This window comes from Pyxidicoccus sp. M15 (genome assembly GCF_056858435.1).
Map to the genome: position 1 here is coordinate 476,935 of NZ_CM166495.1, position 21,029 is coordinate 497,963.

Below are 21,029 nucleotides of genomic sequence, written 5' to 3' on the forward strand. Positions count from 1 at the left end.
AGCGTGAGCCGCCGGACACCGGGGGCGGCGTGCAGGCGCAGGCCCGCCCACCGGGGGAGCGTGCTCGCCGCTCGCCCGGTCGCCAGCCCTGGGGAGTGCTGCTAGCGCTCGGAGCGGCGCGAGCCCTTGAGGGCCTCCGCGCGCTCCTTGCGGGACATCACCGTCACGTCGACGACGTCCACCTCGATGGCGCCCGCGTTGTCCGTCACCTTGGAATCGGGGAAGGTGCAGCGCAGGTCCTCGGCCCCGGTGACCTGGTAGCGCTTGCCCGTCTCCAGCATGCGGTGGGTGGAGCGCACCGAGCCGGCGTTGGGGCCACGCTCCACGCACAGGACCTGGCGCACGCGGCCGTTGCTGGCGCGCAGCTCCGCGAAGTCGTCGCGCACGGTGAACAGGTAGGTGGAGCGCGGGTTGAGGCCGCGCAGCACCATCTGGTGCTCCGGCTTGAGCTGCACCGCGTTCTGCTTCGCGTCGAAGGTGAAGGAGCGCGGCGGCACGTACGCGGACTGGCGGAGGTTGACGCGGATGGTGCCGCTGTTGTCCTCCGGCCCGTTGTCGTCCAGGGCGAAGACGTAGAGCCGCTTTGCGCCCTTGATGGTGCGCATGGACGCACCGAGCATGCCGAAGCTGGCGTCCGCGGGCAGGTCTCCCTCGGCGAAGTAGGCCAGCGCGTTGGACGCGGCGCCCCGGCCCTCGGTGAGCGAGGCGGTGCCCTCCGTCCACACCGAGTACGCGGCGCCCGGGTTCAGGTCGATGGAGGCGGTGGGGTACTCGGGGATGGGCACGGCGTTGTACATGGGCCGCAGCACCACCACTCGCGTGGGGTAGTCCACCTCGTGCATGGCGCGCAGCTCCGGGTCGCCCGGCGCGCCCTCGCCGGCCTCGGTCCCCGCGTCCGCCGTCTCGCTGGCCACCACGGCACCGGCGTCCGCCGTGGCGGTGGCCAGGGCCACGACTCCCGCGTCCACGGTGGCCCCCGCGACGGGCAGCGGCGGCACGGGCGCGGCGAGGGCCTGCAGCTCCGCGTTGATGGGCTCCACCATCTTCGAGGAGGGGGTGAAGCGCCGCGTCCAGGCCAGGTGCCCGGGCAGGGTCAGCACCAGGGTGTTGGCCTCGCCCACGATGACGCCCTCCACCATGAGGGGTGAGCGGCCGGGAATGTCCCGGCCGTTGAGCTTCACCTGGGCGCCCGAGGGCTTGGAGGTCACCCACAGCGTGGTGGTCTCCACGCTCTCGCCGGGGGCGTAGTCCGCCTTGAAGACGAAGTTGTAGAGCAGCCCGAGGACGAGCAGCACGCTGGCGATGCCGAAGATGTAGATGCTCAGCGTGCGCACCTGCTGCTGCCGCTTCGCGGCGCGCTCGGCCTCCTCGAGGGCCAGCTTCTCGCGGGCCTCGTCGGCGGCGGTGCGGAACCCGCCAGGCCCGCGCGCGGGCGCGGTGCGCGCGGCGCCCGTCGGCAGGTCCGCCGCATCGTCGACGGCGGGCACCTCCACCGGGGTGTCGCGCGGCGCGGCGAGCGTGGGGACGATGGCGGGCACGCCGCCGGCGTCGGTGCTCGGCTCGTCGGGCAGCTCCGGCACCGGAGGCGCGGTGCGGTCCGTGACAGGCCGGCGCGTGCCGCCCTCCGAGCGGGGCATGTTGGGGTTCGTCACCCGGCGCAGGCCGCCCGCGCTGGTGACGCGGCGCATGGCCGGGTTGCTGGTGGTGGGGCGGCGCTCGCTGGTGGGGCGGCCGCCGCCATCGCTCGGGGGCTTGCGCACGCCGGGGCTGCCGGGCGTGGAGCGCTGCGAGTTGCTGGAGAGGGGACGGGCGCGGCCCTGCGAGGCCTCCGCGGTGCCCGTCTGCCACGAGGCCAGCTGCTCCTTGAAGGCGGGGGAAATCTCCGGTGCCTTGCGGCCCTCGGCGGCCAGCTCCTCGGCGAAGAGGAAGGCCATGAGCTGCGACAGCATCGTCGGCGTGAAGCGCGGGTTGTCGCGGTAGAGCAGCTCCACCAGCGACTCGCTCATCTCCTTCGCCGTCTGGTAGCGGGTGTCGCGGTCGATAGCCATCGCGCCGGAGACGATGTTCTCCAGCTCCGCGCTCACCGACGGGTTGAGCGACGACGGCGGCAGGCAGTCGCCGCTGATGATGCGGGGCAGCACGGCGACGAACTCGCCCTCGTAGGGCCGCTTGCCGCAGACCATCTCGTAGAGGACGACGCCGGCCGCGTACACGTCCGTGCGGGCGTCCAAATCTTGCCGGCCCTGGGCCTGCTCGGGGGAGAAGTACGGGTACTTGCCCTTGAGGGTGCCGGGGGACGTCTTCGCCTCGACGGCGCTGGTGGCCTTGGCGATGCCGAAGTCGATGACCTTGACCTCGCCCTCGTAGGAGATGAGGACGTTGTCAGGGGACACGTCGCGGTGGACGAGCCCCATCTCCACGCCGTCCTCGCCCACGTGGCGGTGCGCGTAGTCCAGGCCGTCACACAGCTTGCTGACGATGTGCAGCGCGAGCGGCTCCGGGAAGAAGCCCATGCCGGCCTTCTGCGCGCGGCGGAGCACCTTGGACAGGGGCTGCCCCTGCACCAGCTCCATGGCGATGAAGTACTGGCCGCCCACCTCGCCGAAGTCGAAGACCTGGGCGATGTTGCTGTGGCTCATGCTCGCGACCAGCCGCGCCTCGCCGATGAACATCTCGACGAAGTCGGTGTCATCGACGAAGTGCGGGAGGATCTGCTTGATGACGCACGGCTTGGTGACACCCGCCGCCCCCGTCATCCGGGCGCGATAGGTGACGGCCATGCCGCCCGCGGCAATCTTCGATAGCAGGACGTATTTGCCGAATTGCTGAGGGCTGGGTTCCGCCACGGGTGCTGGGCCAGGGAAGATGAAGAGGGAGGTGGAGCATACTCCCGTTCCGGAGAAAGTCCTGGTTCCCGCTCGCGCGGCACGCGAAGTTTTCGCTGGGAGTGCTTGGATCAGACGGAAGGCATCCGGATTCCGGTGTGGGCGGGGGAAGCCGGGTGTCCGGGGACCCCGCCAGGGGCGGGTGCGGGCGGGGTCGGACTCTCGGAGTGAGTCCTGTTGAATCTCAGAATGATTGGTTGAGGCGGGTGAAGTATCTGACTGGGTGGGCAAGCCGCTGGAATCCGAAGGGATTCGGGGTGGCGAGGGGGGCGGTGGAGACCGGGGCGTGAGCGGGGCTGTCAGCTGGCTTCACACTTCTTAAAGACGGTCTCTGGGGCGCGCGGTCCGTTGCCGGTTATCTAGGTCGGCACGACCGGCGGCGCCGGCGCGCGGGGAGCGGCCGGCTCCTCGCGGGAGAAAGAGGCGAAGCCGATGGTGTCCGAGCTCCCCCTGCGCTCGCGGTGGGCTTGCCTGGCCTTGATGGGACTGCTGGTGGCGCTGCCGTCGGCGGCGCGGGCGCAGTCCGCGTTCGACCTGCTATCGTCGGGGCCGGAGCTGGGCGGACTGGACGTGCCGAGGGACGTGCCGGTGCGTCTGCCCGCGTCCGTTCCGCCCATCCGCGTCGGTGTCGAGCAGGGGCTCGCGGCCCGCTCGTCGCCGGTGGGTGGGATGGGGACGGTGCGGGAGGGTGCCACGGCGGTGTCGTATGGGGCTGCGGCGGACGGAGCCGCGCGCGCTGCCCCCGAGTCCGAGGTGCGCGCCCACGCGGCGCTCGCGGGCGACGGTGCCGCCGCCGGAGCCTCGACGGTGCTCGCGGGGGATGACGCCGCGACCCGGACTTCGATGGTGCGGGCGGGCGACGGTGCCACGGTCGGAGCTTCGACGGTGCTTGCGGGCGGCGGTGCCACGGCCGGAGCTTCGACGGTGCCTGCGGGCGACGGTGCCACGGCCGGTGCTTCGACGGTGCTCGCGGAAGACAGTGCCGCCACTGTTTCAACGGTGCTCGCCGTGGGCGACGGCGCCGAGGTGGTGCCCGGGAGCGCGCACTCCGGCCCGCTCTCTCCGCAGGTGAAGCCGGGGCCCCTGTCGCCGGGCCTTGCTCCGCTCTCGCCAATGGATGATCGCCCCTTCAAGGTGATTCCGATGGCGGCGTCGGTGCTGCCGGGGCTCGTCTTCCACGGGTTCGGCCCGTGGCTCGCGGGGGATGGGCAGACGGCGAAGCGGCTCTTCGCGCTGGAGGGCACGGGCCTGGGGCTCATCGCGCTGGGCGGTGTGCCCATCGCCTTCACGGGGGCTTCACGGCGCACCATCGCTCCGCTGTACGCGGTGACGCTGGCGGGCTTCAGCGTGTTCGGCATCTCCGCGCTCGCCAACCTCTACGCGGTGACGTCGCCGGCCTTCGACCCGGGAGTGCCCGCGTCGTCGCTGCCGCCGCTGGAGCTGGAGATGGGCTACCAGTACGTGAATGACCCGTCCTTCGACTACGGCCACTTCGTCACACTGGGCGCGCTGGCGCGTCTGGACGCGGTGAAGCTGGGAGCCACCGCGCGGCTGTCTCCGGGCGAGGGCAACACGCAGGTGCGCCTGGGCGGCGCGTACCGGCTGCTGGGCGAGCCCGAGGGCGCGCGTCTTGGCTCGGATGGCACCTCGCTGGACGCGGAGCTGTATGGCCTCTTCCACCGCTACCCGACGGAGGGCTTCACCATGGCGGGCGCGGAGCTGGGCCTGCGAGGCCGCTACGCCATGGCGCGGGTGAGCCCCTCGCTGGCGGGCTCCTTCGCGGAGGCGAGCATCGGCACGTCGCTGCAGGGGTACAGCTACCCGGGCGCGGTGAGCGACGGGAACCTGGACGAGCAGCTCCTCTTCACCTTCGGCTACGGCGTGTGGCTGGGGCGCGGCGGTCCGGTGCGGGGCGACGCGCTCCTCTACTACGACCACCGCAAGGACGGCTTCGCGGGAGGCATGCGCACGCGCGGAGGCGGAGTGGTGGGCAGCTTCGGCCTGCGAGGCCGCGCGCTGCTGACGAATGACTGGGGCGTCGCCGCGGAGGTGCAGGCGGGCGGGGCCATCGTGGGACGGCTGTCCCTCATCTATGCCGTGGGAGGTGGGTCATGAATGGCGCGAACGTCTGGGTTGGCATCGGTCCCTCTCCCCGCTACGCGGGTACGCGGCACGCGAGTGGTCAGCACCACACCTCCGCCGACGAGTGGGCCCAGCTCGGCCGGCGCTGGGGCTACCTGGCCGCGAGGAATGCGCGGCGCCAGCGCGACGGAGTCACCGAAGCGCGTGAGAACGTGGTGCGGACGGCACCCGTGGATGGTGAACCGTGAGGCGAGCGCTCTACCTGGGCACGATGGGCGCGCTGCTCCTGTCCGGCTGCATGCGGCCGGCGGAGAACCGCGCGGTGCGCGACTCCAGGGTGGGCCGCGCCGAGAGCGGCGGCATGTCGCTGGAGGTCGGGGACGGGCTGGCCGCCGTGCGCAGCCTGGCGCCGGGAGCGCTGATGCTCTGGGGCAACGCGCCAGCATTCACCGCGCGCGCCACGCTCGCGGCGGATGCGCCGTCCGACTGGGTGCTCACGGTGCGCAACGCCATGCCGGACGCGGAGCTGCTCGCGGAGGTGGACGGCGGTGAGGCGCTCACGGTGGAAGCCCTGCCCCAGGCCCTGCCCACCGTGAAGATGTGGCGCGTGTCCCTGCGCCCGGGAGCGACGGCGCGGCTCACCGTGGCGCCGCCGGACTGGCAGGCGCGCGAGCCCTTCCGCTTCGCCGCGCTGGCGGACGTGCAGGAAGCGCTGCCGCGCGTGGGCGACATCTACGAGCGGATGCGCAAGGACGACTCGCTGCGCTTCATCCTCTTCGCGGGAGATTTGACGGAGGGCGGTAGCCGCGAGGAGTTGCTGGAGTTCCAGGAGCGCCTGGAGGCCAGCTCGCGGATTCCGCTGTACGCCACGCTGGGCAACCACGAGACCTTCGCGAAGGACGCGGAGGAGTACACCGCGCTGGTGGGCCGGGGCAGCCAGAGCTTCACCTTCCGGGGCGTGCGCTTCTCGGTGGTGGACTCCAGCAACGGCACGCTGGACCCGGCGGTGGAGGAGCAGCTGGAGACGTGGCTCGCGGCCTCTCGAGACGGCGTGCACGTGGTGGCCATGCACGTGCCGCCGCAGGACCCGGTGGGACTGCGAGGCGGAGGCTTCGCGAGCAAGGGTGAAGCGGCGGGGCTCGTCGGGAAGCTCGCGCGCGAGCGCGTGGACCTCACGCTCTACGGCCACATCCACTCGTACTACTCGTTCACCAATGCGGGCATCCCGGCCTTCATCTCCGGAGGCGGCGGCGCGATTCCGGAGACGTTCGACGGCGTGGGCCGCCACTACCTCGCGGTGGACGTGGGCGCGGACGAGGGGCTGCGCGAGGCGTCGCTGATCCGCGTGGACTGAAGCCCGTGCGCTGCCACTGAACGAAAGGGCACCAGGCACCGTGGGCTTGAAAACGCGCGCGGGGCCGACTTTCCGGCTTGGCAGCGTACCCCCTTGATCTGACACTGAACCTATGTGCAGATGGGTGGACCTTCCCGCACGAAACCCGGAGGCCCGCCCATGTTCGATTCGAACGAGAACGACCCTATTTCCCCGGCGCTGCGCGCGCTGCTCGAGCTGTTCGCCACGGAATTGACGGAGGTGCGCTTCCCGGACGTGGACGCCGAGGTGCTGGACGACGCGGCGGCGGTGGTGCGGGAGAAGGCGGAGCTGGTGGCGAAGGCGCAGGCCGCGCTGGACGCCGCGCGCCTGGCACTGCACGAGAGCCAGGACGCGCTCCTGCAGAAGGGCCAGCGGGCGCTGGCGTACGCGCGCGTGTTCTCCGAGGACAACGCGGAGCTGAGCGCGAAGCTGGAGGGCATCAACCTGCCGCGCTCGACGCGCAAGGGCCCGCGCGCGGAAGGCACGGCGGCCGAGCCCGTCGCGGCCGCGCAGGGCAACGACGACAACGCCCCCAAGCGCCGCGGCCGTCCGCCGAAGGCCCGTCCGGCCACCGGCGCGTCGCTGTTCGCGGACGGCGCCACGCCCGAGGCGCTCGCCGCCCACGCGCACGAGTCCGGCAACGGCGTGCTGCCCACGGCCTGAGTCTCACGGCCTCGCGGTGAAGTGCTCGCGGCCCGGTGCCTCGTGGAGGTGCCGGGCCGTCGTGTCTGGAGCGCGGCAGGTGGGGGCCTGGACACGGCCTTGTTCTAAGAATGGGCCCGTTCTTGGAGTAAGGAGGGCCCTGGCTGGCTGGTAGCTCCCGCCGGCTTCAACGAGGACCGGAGGCGCGATGCGGGCAGGTCACCACGTTGGGACGACTCGGTCAGCCGAGGAGGCCCGCGATGCTTGAACGTCTGGACCTGGAAGGTGTCGGGCCGAGCCCGAGCCTCTCGCTCGCCTTCAAGCCGCGGCTGAATCTCCTGACGGGTGACAACGGTCTCGGAAAGACGTTCGTGCTCGACCTCGCGTGGTGGGCACTCACGCAGAGGCTCGACCATGTGCCAGCACTTCCCAGGGAGGACTGGCCTGGGACTCCCCGGATTGCGGTGTCCATCAAGGGCCGGGACGGGGGGAGCGCACAATTCACTCGACAGCTGGATATTCGGGGGCCGCATCCATCGATTCTCTTCCCCGTGAACTCCGGGCTGACGCTGTATGCCCGCGTGGATGGAAGTTTCTCCGTGTGGGATGCGGCCCGGAACAACTGGGACGGTGAGCACTCCAACTTGTCATCCTACGAGTTCTCTCGCGATGCACTCTGGAACGGTCTCGAGAGCGACGACGGTCGCGTCCTGTGCAACGGCCTCATCCGAGACTGGGTCTCGTGGCAGATTCGCGGGGCCGAGTCCTTCCAGCGGCTGAAAAATGTCCTCAAGGTTCTATCGCCGGGTGCCGGCGAGCCGCTGACGCCAGGAGAGCCAACGCGCGTCAGCATCGAAGACGTTCGGGACATCCCGACGCTGCAGATGCCCTATGGACTTGTTCCGTTGACGCACGCATCCGCTGCTGTGCGGCGCATCGTTGGGCTGGCGTACCTGCTGGTCTGGGCTTGGGAGGAGCATGTCCGAGCAGCCAAGCTGCTACGGGTATCCAAGGCCGACCACATCGTGCTGCTCTTCGACGAAGTGGAAGCTCACCTCCATCCCCGCTGGCAGCGCCTCATCCTCCCGTCCTTGCTCGATGTGGTCCGAGCACTTCAGGAAGACGTTCCGGTCCAGGTCATCGCAGTCACGCACTCTCCGTTGGTGCTGGCCTCCATCGAGTCGCGCTTCGAAGAGTCCCAGGACGCACTCTTCATGTTCGACCTCGTGGGTAATGAGGTGAAGGTCGCTCAGGCGGAGTGGCGTCCCCGAGGCGATGCCAACGCATGGCTCACCTCGGAGGTCTTCGACCTCAAGGAGCCGCGCTCCGTGGAGGCCGAGCAGGCCATCACCCAGGCGAAGGCCGCGCTCAAGGACCCGAAGCTCCCTGTCGAAGAGGTCCGCCGCATCCACAACGAGTTGCACCGCCTGCTCAAGGACACGGACCCCTTCTGGCCTCGCTGGCTCGCCCGGGCGGAGGCCGCGGGCGTCGAGCCATGATTCCCGTCCAGCCCCAGCCGGAGCCGCTGGACTTCGACGCGCGGGTCCGCCAGCCGGGCCGCAAGGACCTGGCCGACGCGGAAGGCGAGCTTCGGCCGCATTGGCGTCACTGCGCCACCCAGCTCTGGACGGCGTATGGAGGTATCTGCGCCTACTCGTGCCTCCATATCCCGCGTGGCACGGGTGGCATCTCCGTCGACCACATGCTGCCCAAGTCGAAGCGCCGGGAGCTGACGTACGAGTGGGCCAACTACCGGCTTGCGTGCACCCGGATGAATGCGCGGAAGAACGACCTGGAGGACGTGCTCGACCCATTCGAGGTTCGGGACGGCTGGTTTGCTCTCGACCTCTCGACGCTGCAGGTCGTCCCTGGCCCGGGCATTTCAGAGGAGGTGCGCAAGCGTGTCCAGGAGACCATCCATCGGCTGGACCTCAACAGCGACGAGTTCGTCCTGCAGCGAAGCGAGTACTACGACGGGTATCTGGAAAAGGACCTGAGCTTCCGCTTCCTCCAGAAACACTTCCCCTTCCTGGCGCGGGAGCTGGTCCGCCAGGGACTCGTCAAGCAGGAGGAGTAGGCGCCGTCAGTTGGGCAGGAACACCGCTCGCACGCACCCGTCCTGCTTCTTCTTGAACAGCTCGTACCCGCGCGGTGCGTCCTCCAGCGGGAAGCGGTGAGTGGCGAGGAAGGACGGGTCCAGCTCGCCCTTCGCCGCGTGCTCCAGCAGGCGCGGCAGGTACTTCTGCCCGTGCTGCTGCGCGGTGCGCACGGTGAGCCCCTTGTTCATGATGGCGCCGATGGGGAACTTGTCCATCACCCCATAGACGCCAAGTATCGACAGCGTCCCGCCCTTGCGGCACGCGAGGATGGCCTGCCGCAGCGCCTCGCCCCGGTCCGAGTGCAGGTGCAGCGCCTGCTTCGCCCGGTCATACGCGTACTCCACGCCCGTGCCGTGCGCCTCCATGCCCACCGCGTCGATGCACGCATCCGGCCCGCGCCCGCCGGTCAGCTCCTTGAGCAAGTCCAGGACGCTGTTCACCTCCGCGTAGTTGATGGTCTCCGCGCCCACCTTCTCGCGCGCCAGCGTCAGTCGCTCGGGGAAGCGGTCGATGCCAATCACCCGCTCGGCCCCGAGGAGGAAGGCGCTCTTCATCGCCATCAGCCCCACGCCGCCGCAGCCCCAGACGGCCACCGTCTGTCCCGGCTGGATGCCGCAGAAGTCCGCGCCCATGTAGCCGGTGGGCGCGGCGTCGGAGAGGAACAGGGCCTGCTCGTCCCTCACGCCCTCCGGCACCCGGAAGCAGTCGGTGTCCGCGTGCGGCACCCGGACGTACTGCGCATGCGCGCCCGCGTAGCCGCCGAAGGCATGCGTGTAGCCGTAGATGCCGGCCGTCGGGTAGCCGAACACCGGCTCCTGCAGCTCCCCCTTCGGGTTGGTGTTGTCGCAGAGGGAGTAGAGGTCGTGCTGGCAGTACCAGCAGTTGCCGCAGCAGATGAAGGACGGCACCACGACGCGGTCCCCCTTCACCACCTTCTTCACGTCGCGGCCCACGTCGACGACTTCGCCCATGAACTCGTGGCCGATGACGTCCCCCTCGCGCATCGTCGGGATGTACCCGTCGATGAAGTGCAGGTCCGAGCCGCACGTGGTGGACATCGTCACCTTCAGGATGACGTCGCGCGGATTGACGATGCCGGGGTCGCCCACCGTCTCCACGCGCAGGTCGTTGATTCCATTCCAGCAGAGTGCTCGCATCGACGTGTCCCTCAGAAGGAGGAGAAGCCGCCCTCGCGAGCGGCGGGGTTGCGGTCCGTCGTCGCGATTTCGCCCGTCTCGACCAGGCTCTTGAACCGCGTGAGCGCCTTGTGCGCGAGCGCGGTGGGCCCCCCGCTGAAGAGCTTCAGCATGGCCTCCCCGAGCGCGCCGCCCGGCGGGCTGAAGCGGAAGCGCAGCGTCACCACCGTGCCCCAGTCGCCCGGTGCGGGGCGGAAGCGCACCTCGCCCGAGTTGGGCAGCGGTGCGCCCCTCAGGGACTCCCAGCGCAGCAGCTCCCCGGGGTGTTCCTCCACCACGTGCGAGTCCCACTCGAGCGTCTTCCCGAACGGCCCCTGCATCTTCCAGTGCCGGACGTCCGGGCCCACGGAGGTGACTTCCGCGAAGTGGGCCATGACCGTGGACAGGGTTCCGACGTCGCGCCATGCGCGGTACAGCACGTGTCCAGCCTTCTGGATGGTGACGGAGCGCTCCATCACCGTCCCTCCCGTCACCACGCCCTCTTCGCGGCCCGCGCGCCCGGTGAGGCGCCGCATGCGGACGTTCGGGACTCCGCCGATGAGCGAGCGTCCCCGGGCGCCACGGGAGATGAGCTCACCGCCCGCGAGCACCAGCGCCACGCCTCCGAGCGAGCGGCGCTGGAGGCCCATGCTCAGGAGCGCCCCGCCCAGGAAGGCGCTGGCCACCTGCTTCGCCCGGTCCGCGTCCTCCGCCTTGCGTCCCTCTGCCTCGACGCCCTGCCACTCCCCGTTGCTGGGGGACCCGGAGGAGGGGACGACCCCCGTCGTGCTCCGCGGGCGTGGAGCCGAGGGCTCCTGCGGTTTTTCGGCCATGGGCACAGCCTCCTCGCGCGCCGGGACGGGGACCCGGCCAGCGGATGCGGGCCCGGCGTCACCGTGAAGCTTGGGGGAGGTGGGGCCGGGGACAACCCCGGCGGCCAGCGCCAGGGGGCGGCCCGGGCGCTGAAGCGGCCCGTGGCACGACGAGGCGGCGGATGACGGCGCAGCCCCACTCGAAAAACCACGGCCCGGCCGCGTGCACCCCCGGAGCCCCCTCCGCGAGTGACACGCAACCGGGCCATGGGACCGTGCCCCCGCGGTGCTCGGCGGGGCTCGGGTCAACGACAGGAGTGCGTCACTTCTCCGGGTAGGCCGTCCAGCCCTTCGTCCAGTCCGTGGAGCCGATGGCGCCGATGAAGCGGGCGCTGGTGTCGAAGCCGGACGGCGGCGTGAGCGAGGCGTCCGCGTTGAGCGAAGCGGAGCCCGCCTTGGGCGCGAAGTTCGGCGCGGTGAGGCTCAGCACGGCCTCGAGCTGCGGGTCCTGCATCTTCACGTTGTGGGTCGCGGACAGGATGACCTTGGACTCGTCGAGCTTCGTCGCGTCCGGGTCCGTGGTGGTGCCGTTGCTCACCACCGGGTTCGGCGCGAAGGGGAGGGCGGTGTTGCTGCCCGCGATGTCCCAGAAGAAGGTGTTCTTGAAGGACAGGCGCGCGTCGCCCGCCTCGTTGAAGAGCCCCGCGGACGCGGTGCCGTCGATGTCCACCGCCTGGTTCTTCCAGTGCGCGATGATGGAGTTGCGCATGCGCACGCCGGCGCCGGTGTTGAAGACGAGGGCCTCCTGCGTGGGGTTGGCGGCCGTGGACGTGCCCGAGCCGATGAACGTCGCGTTCCAGATTTCCGGCATGGAGATGGGCTCCTGCGCCGGGGCGGACTTGTTGCTGGAGGCCTCGATGCCGCGGTCACCGCGGGCGGCGCTCTGCTGCACCACCAGGAACTGCACCTTGCCGGTGTAGCCCAGGTCGTAGTCCAGCGAGTCGTCGTCCGCCTGCGTAATCACGATGTGCTTGAGGGGCGCGGTGCCGCCGAACATCTCGATGCCGTCGTCCAGGCCCAGGTGGACCTGCACGTAGTCGATGGTGGTGGCGCTGCCGCAGCCGCCCACGGACAGGCCGTTCAGCTCGTTGTTGGGCGCCAGCTCGTAGCCGGCGAACTCGATGCGGGCGTACTTCAGGGTGCCGCAGTTGTGCGCGTCGTCCTGGCCGCCGTACTTCACCAGGTCGTTGCCGCTGGTGGAGAAGAAGCCCTCGATGGTCGTCTCGCCACCGGTGACGTTGAGCTTCGCCTTGCCCAGCAGCACCACGCCGCCCCAGTCGCCGCCCTCGCGCTGGCCCACGGGCTTCGAGGAGGTGAAGACGATGGGCTTCTCGACAGTGCCCTCCGCGTTGAGCTTCGCGTTGCGGGTGATGATGAGCGCGCTGCCCTCGTCGCCCTTGATGGTGGCACCCGCCTCGATGGTGAGCGTGCCGCTCTCCACGAAGATGTACTTCTTCAGGGTGTAGGTGCCGCCCGCCTTCCAGGTGGTGTCCTGGGTGATGTTGTTGGAGACGTCCGCCACCTCGGGCTGCTCTTCGGGGGGCTGCTCGACGGGCGTCTTCTCGTCGTCGTCACCGCAGCCAGCGGCGAGCGTCAGGCTGGAGAGGGTCAGGAGGGAGGCAAGGAGCCGCTTCATGGGAGGACTTCCTTTCAGGAGAGGCACTACAGGGAGAGGCCGAGCGAAGCGGAGAACGCGATGCCCGGTCGGTATTGGAAGATGGTGACGTCGCCCTGCTTGAGGGTGACCTTCGAGTCGAAGAGGTTGGCGGCGGTGAGCTTCAGCTGCGTGGCGGCGGAGAGCCGCTGCGTGAGCGCCAGGTCCACGCGGTGGAAGGGCTGCTCGTAGACGTCCGGCAGGGTGTTGATGCCCACCTCGCTGATGCGCCGGCCGTAGACGTTGTAGAGGAGGGCGACCTCGGTGCCGCTCTCCGGGCGCTCGTAGCCGAGGTTGACGTTGACCACGTACGGCGACTGGCCCTGCAGCGGCCGCTTCGCGCTCGTCTGCAGGCCCTGGAGCGAGCCCAGGTCGATTTCCGAGCGGATGAGGGTGAGGTTGGCGCCCAGGCGGAAGGCGCGCAGCGTGTCGGTGATGCGGGCCAGCGAGGTGCGGCCCTCCAGCTCCAGGCCGTAGGTGTCGGCGCCCGCGGCGTTCTCGAAGCTCAAGTCACCGGCGCCCTCGGAGTTGATGACGCGCTCGATGGGGTTCTCGAAGCGCTTGTAGAAGGCGCTGGCGGCGAGCACCTCGTTGTCGCCCACGAACCACTCCACGCGGGTGTCCACGTTGTGGATGCGCGTCTGCTCCAGCGCGGGGTTGCCGGACACGTTGCGGCGGCGGATGAAGTCGTAGAAGGCGAAGGGCGCCAGCTCGCGGAAGGTGGGGCGGGCCAGCGTGTAGCTGTAGCCCGCGCGCAGATTCACCGTGGGGGTGAGCGCGTAGATGGCGTTGAAGGTGGGCAGCCAGTCCAGGTAGTTGACGTCGTTGGTGCTGGCCTCCACGCCGGTGAACTGGTCCAGCGCGGTCAGCTCCTGGCGGGACGTCTCCAGGCGCACGCCGCCCACCAGGCGCAGCTTCTCGGTGGGCGTGACGTCCGCCGTCACGTAGCCGGCGAAGATGGCGAGGGACGCGTCGTAGGCGTCGCTGTCCGGGCGGGTGCTCTCGCGCAGGCGCATGCCGTTGCCGAGCTGCTCGGCCCCGAAGAGCTGCTCGGGCGGGAGGGCGCGGTCCACCTCCGTCTCCGCGTTGGGGGCAATGCTGTAGCGGAAGCGGCGGGCGCGGAAGTCGCGGCCGGACAGCTGCGCGAGGCCGCCAAGCTTGAGACGCACGTCGCTGAAGGGCACGGTGAGGTTGACGCTGCCGCCGCCGGACGTCTCGCCCAGGTCGGCGAAGAAGCGCTCGCCGCTGTTGGCCTGGTTGGGGAAGGACAGCGAGCCGGTGGGGGTGCTGAGGCTGTCGCTGTAGAGCGAGTCGCGGGTGTCCGGCTCGTCGCGGTCCACGCGGGACAGGTTGGCCTGCCAGTCCACCTCGGCGTCGCCGAAGAGGCCCAGGCGGTGGAAGCCGCGGAGCTGGTTGAAGGAGAGCTGGCGGACGATGAACTGGAGGCGGCTGCCCTCGAAGCGGTCGCCCTTGAGCGAGTCCACGCCCGCGCTGGTGACGGTGCGGGTGTCGGTGCCGCGCGTGTAGAGGCTGAAGGCGGTCAGCTCGTTGTCGCGGTCCAGCTGGTAGCCCACGCTGGCGAGGCCGCTCAGGTTGGCCGTCTCGATGCCCTGCGTGACGCGGGCGTCGTCGTTGCGGAGGAACTCGCCGTTCTCGTTGTAGCTGGCGCGGCCGAAGCTGCTGACCTGCGTGGACTCCTTGTGGCCGTAGTTGGCGGTGGCCAGGTAGCCCAGGCGGCTGTTGCCGAAGCGCAGCGTGTCACCGACGGACGCGCTGAGGCCCAGGTTGGGCAGGGCCGTCTTGCGCTGCGCGCGCCACACGTTGGGGAAGCTCTCCCACTGCTGCTCCAGGGCCTCGGCGGACTCGCCGTTGGCGCCCAGCTCGTGGTCGGTGGGGATGGCCTCGGGCAGCCTGCGCTGGCTGCCCGCGAAGCCGAGCCACTCCATGCCGCTGGCCGGCTGGGTGTTGCGCTCCTGGCCCGTCGTCACGGTGTCGCCGCCGAGGGTGATGCGCGGCTTGAACTCGAACTGGCCGGGGTAGGTGTTGGTCTCGATGAGGAGCGTGCCGCCGCCGAAGGTGCCGGGCAGGTCGGCGGTGTAGCTCTTCACCACGTTGAGGTTGGCGAGCAGCGAGGTGGGGAACAGGTCCAGCGGGACGCTGGGCTCGTCGGGCTCGGGGCTGGGCAGCAGCGCGCCGTTGAGCAGCGTGGTGCTGTAGCGGCCGCCGAGGCCGCGCAGGAGGACGTAGCGGCCATCCACCACGGTGGCGCTGACCACGCGCTTCACGGCGTCGGAGGCGCTGGAGTCCGGGGTGCGGGCAATCTCCTGGGCGCTGATGGCGTCCGAGACGGCGGCGGCCTTCTTGCGCTCCTGGAGGAGGGCGCCCTCGGCGCGGCGGTCGGCCCGGGCCTCGACGACGACTTCCTGCACGGCGCCGATGTCCGCGCCGAGCGCGACGTCCAGCTTCGTGGCCTTGCCCTGCGTCACCACCACGCCGGTGATGCGGCGGCCCTGGTACACGTCATAGAAGACGCGCAGGTCGTACTTTCCGGGCGGCAGCGCCAGGCGGTAGTTGCCGTCGAGGTCGGTGAGGGCCTGCTTCTGCCCGCCCGTCACCACCTTCACGGTGGCCTCGATGAGGCCCTCGCCGTTGGCCTCGTCCGTCAACCGGCCGTAGATGCCGGTGAAGCCGGCGGGCGGCTCGGCGGACTCCGCGAGCATGGCTTCGTCCTCGGCCGTGGCCTCGGCCGGAGCCGTGGGCTGCTCGGCGGTGGCGCCGTCGGCCGGGGCGGTGGGCTGCTCGGCGGTGGCGCCTTCGGTGGAGGGAGCCGGCTGCTGCGCCATCTCACCGGAAGGAACGTTCATTCCGGGGGCGGGCGCGGCGGTGGGCGCGTCGGAAGGAACGTTCGTTCTAGCTCCGGTCGCGGTGGGCTGGCCGGAAGGAACGTTCATTCCGGGGGCAGGCGTGGCGGGTTGGCCGGAAGGAACGTTCATTCCGGGGGTGGGCGCGGCGGCCTGGCCGGAAGGAATGTTCGTTCCGGAGGCGGGCGCGGCGGACTGGCCGGAAGGAACGTTCGTTCCGGCCTCGGGCCTGGGGGCGGCGCCTGTCTCCGAGATATCGGAGGGCTGCGCGGTGGAGGGCGACGTCACGGTAGGAGCCGGCGCCGTGGCGTCCGAGCCGCCCGCCTGTGCGTGCGCGGACATGGCGAAGAAGGTGAGCGCGGCCACGAGGGCGCGTGGAAGGGCGTTGCGAGACAACACGACTCTCCTTGCCGGCGGTCAGCGCGCGTAAAGAACGCGACACGCATGGCAGCTGAATGGATGGCTTGTGACGATTCAGGCGGCGGACCGAAAACTCCGCGTCACGGTCCGCCGCGGGGCAGCTTCAATCCGCGAGCTTGTCCGGCAGCACGCCGACGGTGATGTTCCCGCCGCGCGCCAGGTCCAGCACGTCCATGGCGGCGCCGTACGGCACGTCGTCGCCAGCGTCGAAGAAGACAATCTTGTCCGGGCGCGCGTTGAGCATGCGCTGGAGTCGTGCCACCACCTGCTCGCGGGGCACCTCCTCGCGGTTGATGCGCAGCACGCCGGCCCGGTCCACCGTGAGCACCACCGGAGGCAGTGCGTCGGGCGGGGGCGGCGGCTGCTCCGCCTGCTTGTCGTTCTTCGCGGGCACCGTCATCCACATCTGCTTCGTGAGCAGCGGGGTGACGACCATGAAGATGATGAGGAGGACGAGCACCACGTCCACCAGCGGCGTCACGTTCATGGTCGGGCGCAGCCCGCCCTTTCCGCCTCCGACGTCGAATGCCATGGCGCGCGCTCCTAGTGCTTCTGCTTGTCGACGACCTGCAGGTTGATTCCGGGGAAGCCGAGGTCCTGCATGGCCTTGAAGACGCCGCGCACCTCGGAGTAGCGCACGCCACGGTCGGCCTTGAGGACGACGGGCGAGTCCGGGTCCTTCGCGTGAATCGCCTTCAACTCCGTGAGGAGTGCGTCGCGCTTCAGCTCCTTGCGGTCGAGGAAGATGGAGCCGTTGGCGGCCATGCTCACCGTGGTGGGCTTGAGCTCCTTGTTCTCCTTGTCCGGATTCGACGCCACGGGCAGCTCCACCGAGGCGCCGGCTTCAATCTGGGGCGTGACGACCATGAAGATGATGAGGAGGACGAGCACCACGTCCACCAGGGGCGTCACGTTCATCTCCGGGACGATGGCCCTACGCCGGGTGGACATCACGCGACTCCCTGCGGGCGGCGAGCTCGGGACCGGTGGCCACCGCGGCGCCGTTGGCCGGGGCGGGCTTCTGCGGGCCCAGGTCCTCCAGGTAGTCCATGAACTCGCCGCGGGCGGTGTCCAGGGAGAGCTGGAGCGCGTCCGCGCGGGTGGACAGGAAGTTGAACATCAGCACCGCGGGGATGGCGACGAGCAGGCCGAGCGCGGTGACGACGAGCGCCTCGGCGATGCCGGCGGACACCGCGCCCAGGCCGCCGGAGCCCTCCTTGGCGATGCCGGCGAAGGCCTCGATGATGCCCACCACCGTGCCGAGCAGACCCACGAACGGGGCCACCGAGCCGACGGTGGCGAGCACGGACATGCCACGGCGCACGTCGGCGCTGACGCGCTCGTTGAGGCGGACCAGGTCGCGGCGGGTGAGCTCGACGGGGCCCAGCTTGCCGGCGGGGAGGCGGCACTTGGCGAGGAACGTCTTCATGCCGCCGCCGAGCAGCATGGCGAGGTGGCTGCCCTTGGTGGCCTCGGCCTCCTTCACGAGGGCCTCATGCTGGTGCTGGGCGAGGAACTGGCCGGCGCGGGCCGCGAAGCGCTTGGAGATGGAGCGGGAGCGGAAGAAGACGAAGAGGCGCTCGAAGAACACCGCGAGGGACGCGATGGCGAACAGGATGAGAGTCCAGGCGATACCCAGGGCGAACACGCCCATGTGGTTGTAGATGTCCCTGAGATTGAAATTCATGACGGTGTGCTCCTGGGGGCAGGGCAGTTGAGGCCTACGACTTGAGACGGAAGGGGACCTTGAAGATGCGGTAGACGGCGGTGGGCTGGCCGGAGACGACGGCGGGCCGGAAGCGCCACGTCTTCACGGCGGCGAGCGCGGCGCTGGCGAAGGGCTCGTCACCGCGCATCACCTTGAGCTGGGTGACGCGGCCGTCGACCTCGACGACGCCCTTGAGGATGACCATTCCTTCGAGCCCCTTGGAGCGGGCGTCGGAGGGGTACTCGGGAATGAGGTTGGACTCGAGCGGCTCCGGAGGCGTCGCGGACTCCGGGAGGTTGATGGGCGCGGTGCGGCCACCACCGCCGGCGAGTCCGGTGCCGGCACCGGTGCCGCCCACGATGCCGCCCGGCACGAGCGCGCCGGTGCCGCCCACGGCGATGGGGGCCGCGGCGACGACTTCCTTCTCTGCCTCGGGAGGCTTCGTCAGCGGCACGGCGGTGGGGGTGACAATCGGCGCGGGCGCCACGGTGGGCGCGGCGGGAGGGGGCGCCTTGGCGACGGCAGGGGGCGCGGGCTTGGGGGCCAGCTTCGGCTTGGGAGGAGGAGGCGGCGGCGGAGGCGGCTTCACCTCGACGACGGGAGGCGGGGGCGGACGGAAGACCACGTCCACGCCCTTCTTCTCCTGGATGACCTCGCGCACCTTGCTGGCGGCCGACACGGCGGCGACGCCGATCAGCACGAAGACGCCGATGGAGGCCGTGGTGGAGAGCGCGAACCGGCGCGCGGAGCTGACGTCGGTAGCGCTGTCGAACGTTTCGAACATGGCTGGAGCGCATATAGCGACGCCATGTCTCGTGCATGTCCAGGCACGGTGACACTTCACCCGCAGGCGGGTGACGGCAGCGTCACGCCGCGCGCCTGCTCGCTCGCGTGAGACACGCCTGTGACGAACCGCGCTTCCTCGTCACGGTGGTGACACGAAGCGCGGGCCACGCGGCTCGCGACACGGACGTGACGGTGCCTTCAAGTCGAGGACGAAGCCGTCACGGCACGCGCATGCCGGGGAACACGCGAGGCAGCCGTGACAGCGCTCCTCCCGCCGTCACGGCGCGCGGAGCCCCCGCGCGGCGCACCTGCCACAGCAGGGCGATGAGCAGCGCGGAGTAGATGACGGCGAAGGGGCGCCACAGGAGCACGTCGTGCGACAGGGCCGACCCGAGCCCGGAGTCGGAGACGAGCGCACCGGTGAGGGCGATGAGCGCCACGAGCGCGAGGTTCGGCTTGTAGCGGCCCTCCGCCGCGGCGCGCACCAGGGGCCATGCGAGCACGTAGTTCGCGCGCCACGCGAGCGGCGACAGGAGCGTCACGCCCAGGCAGCACATGGTGAGCAGGTCCGCGGGGCCGGGCCGTGCCCAGACGACGGCCGCGAGGAAGAGCGCGATGGCGAGCCCCTGCGCGAGGGTCATGCTCCCGGGAGGAGGAATCGACTCGGAGGGCAGCACCAGCGAGAGCAGCAGCGTGGGCAGGCCCTGCGGGTTGGCACCCAGCGCCCACGGCGGCGTGGTGCGCGCGAGCGTCTCGCTCCACAGCTGCAGCTGCGTGAGCGTGCCGTCCCAGCCATAGCGGGCCAGGGTGGGAAGCGCGAGCAGGACACCGATGGCGGCGGTGGCGCCGATGACGCGCCAGTGACGGCGCCAGAGGAAGAAGAGGCCGACGAGCGCCGCGGGCGGCTTGAGCAGGAAGGCGAGCGCGAAGGCGGCGGCGGGGCGCCACACGTGGCCGCGCTCGGCGCCGAGCGTCGAGAGCACGAGCAGGAGCAGCAGCACCGCGTCGACCTGCCCGTAGAACAGCTCGAAGGTGAAGGCGGGGAGAAGCGCGACGGTGGCGAGGGCAGGGCCCCAGGCCCAGGGAGCGGCCTCGGAGGGGCCGGCGGGCACGCGCGTGGTGAGGCGGGCCACCGCGGCGAGCGCGAGGATGGAGCCCAGGTTCCACAGCGCGACGGCGACGCGCGCGGGGAAGAGGGTGAAGGGGATGAAGAGGGGTGCGGTGACGGGCGCGTACTTGAACGGCATGGTGCCGTCGGAGACGCGGTAGAGGTCGGTGCCCTCGAGGAAGCGCTCGGCGGCGACGAGGTAGACGCGGAAGTCCACGCCGCGCCGCGGGTGCTGGCCCACGGCCACCGCGGCCACCACGAGCACGGCGAGCACGAGCCACCAGAACCAGCGGGCCCAGGTGTCAGAGGGACTTTCGTTGCGCGAGGGCCCCGTTGCGGCGACGTTCATCGAGGAGGCGGGGAAGGGGGGAGGCGGCACCATTTCATGCCCGTCCTCGCACGGCAACGCGGTGGTGGGCGCGTAATTCTGGTGCGTCCACGGAAGCGTGTAACACCTCGCTTCCTCGGTAGACCCTGTATTTGCAATCTGAATACGCTGGCATTCGCGACAGCGGCGCATGTCTCGCGTTGTGTCGCTCACACCCCGAGGAATCGATGAACCTGAAGCGCAATCTGGTTGGCCTCCTTCTTGTCACCCTCACCGTGGGCTGCGCGGGTCCCGAAGCCCAGGACTCCGGCGAGGCGAATCCGCCTGCGTCGACTCCCGTGGAAGACGTCGTGTCGCAGCCGGATGAGTCCTCCGCGGAGCAGCCGCCTGACGAATCGGGCTCGGTCTCCCAGTTCGCGACCTACTTCCTCTCCTGTGGCAGTGTCTGTCCCGAGGGCACGCAGACGGTCCCCAACACCTTCGGCTGCAGGTCCTCGTGTCCCGGGTACAACTGGCAGACGGGCTGGTGCCAGCCCTGGTACAACAGCCAGTACTGCATGGTCCCTGCGACGGGGACCATCTCCGCGGACCCGACGGACGTGTGGGTCAACACGAACGTCACGACCGTCGGCTCGACGCAGATCTGCTGGGACGTCAACTTCGACCCCAACGGTGAGGTGTGGCTGAGCATGGACGGCCTGCCCGAGGTGCTCTTCGCCGGCGGTGCGAGTGGCTGCCAGGCAGCGGACTGGATTCAGGTGGGGCACAGCTACAGCTTCAACCTGTATGAGGGCTCGGCCCACAGCAACCTGCTCGCCAGCGTCACGGTGAATGGCTACGGCTACCAGGGCGTTGCCGCCGCCACGACGTGCGGCCCGTGCAACACCGGGTATGCGTGCCGCTGCGGCATGGACTTCTGCTACCCCATCAACCGCCCCTGCCCCTGAGCACGGACCCTGTGCTCACCTCGCGCCGCCGGGACCTCCTGGCGGCGCGGGGCAACGGGGGTTGGAAGGCGTGAATTGATGGCGGGC

Annotated in this window: 17 protein-coding genes; 7 read left to right on the top strand and 10 right to left on the bottom strand. The window is 70.3% G+C overall.

Annotated elements, in window-relative coordinates:
* Positions 1 to 101: 101 nt before the first annotated feature.
* A complete protein-coding gene (locus tag ACX9TP_RS01825; protein WP_482977966.1) occupies positions 102 to 2,846 on the bottom strand; it encodes a protein kinase domain-containing protein in 2,745 nt (914 codons plus the stop codon).
* A gap of 471 nt (positions 2,847 to 3,317) precedes the next feature.
* On the opposite strand from ACX9TP_RS01825, the gene ACX9TP_RS01830 reads away from it, so the two are divergent.
* From ACX9TP_RS01830 to ACX9TP_RS01855, 6 genes are all read left to right on the top strand, one after another.
* Positions 3,318 to 5,000 carry a hypothetical protein gene (locus tag ACX9TP_RS01830; protein WP_482977967.1) on the top strand — a complete coding sequence of 561 codons (1,683 nt, stop codon included), beginning with the start codon at positions 3,318 to 3,320 and terminating at the stop codon, positions 4,998 to 5,000.
* Complete coding sequence (locus ACX9TP_RS01835; protein ID WP_482977968.1) at positions 4,997 to 5,215, top strand: hypothetical protein; 219 nt, start codon at positions 4,997 to 4,999, stop codon at positions 5,213 to 5,215. Before ACX9TP_RS01830 ends, ACX9TP_RS01835 begins: the two co-directional genes overlap by 4 nt.
* A 50-nt stretch (positions 5,216 to 5,265) precedes the next feature.
* On the top strand, positions 5,266 to 6,321 hold the full coding sequence (locus ACX9TP_RS01840; RefSeq protein ID WP_482982353.1) for a metallophosphoesterase family protein: 1,056 nt from the start codon (positions 5,266 to 5,268) through the stop codon (positions 6,319 to 6,321).
* Positions 6,322 to 6,480: 159 nt separating this feature from the next.
* Positions 6,481 to 7,005 (top strand): hypothetical protein, encoded by a 525-nt coding sequence (locus tag ACX9TP_RS01845; protein WP_482977969.1) that lies wholly within the window; start codon positions 6,481 to 6,483, stop codon positions 7,003 to 7,005.
* Positions 7,006 to 7,244: 239 nt separating this feature from the next.
* Positions 7,245 to 8,483 carry an AAA family ATPase gene (locus ACX9TP_RS01850; protein ID WP_482977970.1) on the top strand — a complete coding sequence of 413 codons (1,239 nt, stop codon included), beginning with the start codon at positions 7,245 to 7,247 and terminating at the stop codon, positions 8,481 to 8,483.
* A complete protein-coding gene (locus ACX9TP_RS01855; RefSeq protein WP_482977971.1) occupies positions 8,480 to 9,061 on the top strand; it encodes an HNH endonuclease family protein in 582 nt (193 codons plus the stop codon). The genes ACX9TP_RS01850 and ACX9TP_RS01855 overlap by 4 nt, the downstream gene beginning before the upstream one ends.
* A gap of 6 nt (positions 9,062 to 9,067) precedes the next feature.
* Here ACX9TP_RS01855 and ACX9TP_RS01860 read toward each other — a convergent pair whose 3' ends face one another.
* The 9 genes from ACX9TP_RS01860 to ACX9TP_RS01900 all read right to left on the bottom strand — a co-directional run bounded on the left by ACX9TP_RS01860 (position 9,068) and on the right by ACX9TP_RS01900 (position 20,049).
* Positions 9,068 to 10,240: a zinc-dependent alcohol dehydrogenase gene (locus ACX9TP_RS01860; protein ID WP_482977972.1), complete on the bottom strand. Its 1,173-nt coding sequence runs from the start codon at positions 10,238 to 10,240 to the stop codon at positions 9,068 to 9,070.
* 11 nt (positions 10,241 to 10,251) lie between these two features.
* Positions 10,252 to 11,091, bottom strand: coding sequence for an SRPBCC family protein (locus ACX9TP_RS01865; protein ID WP_482977973.1), 840 nt, complete (start codon positions 11,089 to 11,091; stop codon positions 10,252 to 10,254).
* A gap of 301 nt (positions 11,092 to 11,392) precedes the next feature.
* On the bottom strand, positions 11,393 to 12,766 hold the full coding sequence (locus ACX9TP_RS01870; RefSeq protein WP_482977974.1) for a hypothetical protein: 1,374 nt from the start codon (positions 12,764 to 12,766) through the stop codon (positions 11,393 to 11,395).
* 26 nt (positions 12,767 to 12,792) lie between these two features.
* Positions 12,793 to 15,648: a TonB-dependent receptor gene (locus ACX9TP_RS01875; protein WP_482977975.1), complete on the bottom strand. Its 2,856-nt coding sequence runs from the start codon at positions 15,646 to 15,648 to the stop codon at positions 12,793 to 12,795.
* 520 nt (positions 15,649 to 16,168) lie between these two features.
* On the bottom strand, positions 16,169 to 16,597 hold the full coding sequence (locus tag ACX9TP_RS01880) for an ExbD/TolR family protein (RefSeq protein WP_482977976.1): 429 nt from the start codon (positions 16,595 to 16,597) through the stop codon (positions 16,169 to 16,171).
* An 11-nt stretch (positions 16,598 to 16,608) separates the two neighbouring features.
* Positions 16,609 to 17,016, bottom strand: a complete 408-nt coding sequence (locus tag ACX9TP_RS01885) for an ExbD/TolR family protein (protein ID WP_482977977.1) — start codon at positions 17,014 to 17,016, stop codon at positions 16,609 to 16,611.
* Positions 17,000 to 17,752, bottom strand: coding sequence for a MotA/TolQ/ExbB proton channel family protein (locus ACX9TP_RS01890; protein ID WP_482977978.1), 753 nt, complete (start codon positions 17,750 to 17,752; stop codon positions 17,000 to 17,002). The genes ACX9TP_RS01885 and ACX9TP_RS01890 overlap by 17 nt, the downstream gene beginning before the upstream one ends.
* 34 nt (positions 17,753 to 17,786) lie before the next feature.
* Positions 17,787 to 18,557, bottom strand: a complete 771-nt coding sequence (locus ACX9TP_RS01895; RefSeq protein ID WP_482977979.1) for an energy transducer TonB — start codon at positions 18,555 to 18,557, stop codon at positions 17,787 to 17,789.
* Positions 18,558 to 18,777: 220 nt separating this feature from the next.
* Positions 18,778 to 20,049 (bottom strand): glycosyltransferase family 87 protein, encoded by a 1,272-nt coding sequence (locus ACX9TP_RS01900; protein ID WP_482977980.1) that lies wholly within the window; start codon positions 20,047 to 20,049, stop codon positions 18,778 to 18,780.
* Between the two features lie 173 nt (positions 20,050 to 20,222).
* On the opposite strand from ACX9TP_RS01900, the gene ACX9TP_RS01905 reads away from it, so the two are divergent.
* Positions 20,223 to 20,942, top strand: a complete 720-nt coding sequence (locus ACX9TP_RS01905; RefSeq protein ID WP_482977981.1) for a hypothetical protein — start codon at positions 20,223 to 20,225, stop codon at positions 20,940 to 20,942.
* Positions 20,943 to 21,029: the final 87 nt, after the last annotated feature.